This window comes from Maritimimonas sp. 2210JD6-3 (assembly GCF_056591795.1).
In genome coordinates this window covers 1-1670 of the sequence record NZ_JBWQOJ010000084.1, presented here as the reverse complement: position 1 = coordinate 1670, position 1670 = coordinate 1, and the positions used below count along the sequence as shown (strand labels likewise).

General features: G+C 32.5%; 3 protein-coding genes and 1 pseudogene. 2 read left to right on the top strand and 2 right to left on the bottom strand.

The features are described 5' to 3' along the window. Window positions 1–202, top strand: a pseudogene (locus AC1EUY_RS16045) (hypothetical protein); the annotation flags it as partial. A 228-nt stretch (window positions 203–430) separates the two neighbouring features. Next, a complete protein-coding gene (locus AC1EUY_RS16040; RefSeq protein WP_480196563.1) occupies window positions 431–553 on the top strand; it encodes a tyrosine-type recombinase/integrase in 123 nt (40 codons plus the stop codon). A 119-nt stretch (window positions 554–672) separates the two neighbouring features. Here the strand turns inward: AC1EUY_RS16040 and AC1EUY_RS16035 are convergent, their stop codons facing one another. Together AC1EUY_RS16035 and AC1EUY_RS16030 are read right to left on the bottom strand one after the other, a co-directional pair. Further along, window positions 673–1143, bottom strand: a complete 471-nt coding sequence (locus AC1EUY_RS16035; protein ID WP_480196562.1) for a hypothetical protein — start codon at window positions 1141–1143, stop codon at window positions 673–675. A 12-nt stretch (window positions 1144–1155) separates the two neighbouring features. Continuing rightward, window positions 1156–1670, bottom strand: a 515-nt coding sequence (locus tag AC1EUY_RS16030) for a hypothetical protein (protein WP_480196561.1), incomplete at its 5' end; no start/stop codon positions are given.

Below are 1670 nucleotides of genomic sequence, written 5' to 3'. Positions count from 1 at the left end.
GTATAGGGTTCAAAACAATCATAGAGGAAAAACAACCCTATTGGATTTTTATGAAATTAAGAAAGTAAAAGACTTTGTCATGGGAGAATCAACTAGAGAACACTTAACTTCAGACGAGCTTCAAAGGTTATCTAAAACCCCATGCAAATTTCCAATTTTAAAACGAGCCTTTCTCTCTTCCACATTTACTGGCATACGATGATCTGATATCAATAAATTGGTTTGGTTTGAAGTCTGGGATGAAGGAAAATATGAAGCGGGTAACTCTATTTTCGAATCGTATTTCAACAAAAGAAAACAGAAGGTGATGAGTATTTATATACTACAAAGCAAGCTAGAAACCTCCTAGTAGAAAGAGAAGAGCCAAAAGATAGGGTTTAGAAATCTACATTACAGTGCATACATAAACCTTCAATTGCTTCGCTGGTGTATGTTTGCAGGTATTATCAAACACATTACCTTTCACTCCGCGAGACATACCAATGCTGTCTTACTTTTGGAAAATGGAGCTGATATTTATACAGTTTCAAAACGCTTGGGCATAAGGAAATAAGAACCTATGAGATTTATGCCAAAATTATTGATAGAAAAATGAAAGAAGCAGACAATCTGTTCCAAAACTAGAATTAGACACCCTTGAATGAAACAAATTGATTGATTCTAAGTTCTACTCTAGTTTAATAATAAGCCAAAAAAACCACCTAATAACGCTTCACCAATATTAGTAGCACCATAAGGATTAAAAGAATCCCGAATCCGATATCTGGAATCATCATTTAGTATAAAAGTAGATTTTTGTACCAAGGGATTACTCTCCATGATAGAACTGCTTCCTAAGAAAAGGTCGCTTAGAAAATTAGACTTATTTTCAAAAAGTAAACTTGAATTACTATAAGTATAGGTATCTCCTTCCCATAAATAGTTATCATACAAATTTGTTGTTCCATTGTAAATAGATATGGTTGGTATTCTACTGAGCAACTTCAAAGACTTGGTATCAAAAGTTTGATTTACAACCTTTAGGTTGAATATACTAAAACTTGAAATTAAACTTTTAAGTAATAATGTATCTTGTGATTGAGCATAAATAGCTTCCCCAATGAAGAAACAAGCCGCTAATACTATTAATTTTATATTATTCATTTTACAACACTTTTATTTCTTTTTTAAGTTAAATCCTAAGTTTAATTGTAGCATGATTGGCCAGATATTCCCATTTCCGTTGGTATCAAAGTAATACTGAGGACCAACATCAAATAATAAATGAAAATTCTTCCCATATTTTCTTTGAATTCCCCAAGTCGGTCCGATTGCAAAATCAAAGTTAGAAGTACGGTTTACATTTTCTGCTATTGAATTTCCTCGTGTAATAAATCTTAGTGAAACAAAATTACCAGAATTGTTATCAACTGTTCGGTTTTTCTTGTTCCTTCTATTTAGGTTATAGAACCATTTCTGTTGAAAATCAGCAAATGGACTAATTATATAAATAAGACCATTTCCAGCGTGGGTTAAATCAGGATAACCGCCTCCATAGCCAATTCCAAGAGCCGAAGAAAATGTAGAATATTGTCCTGTTGGTGTTTCAAACTCAATCGCAGGATTCAAAAAATTTACACGCCAAACTTTTTCCGTGGTAATTTTATTTTTTTCTTGCGCATAGTTTAATG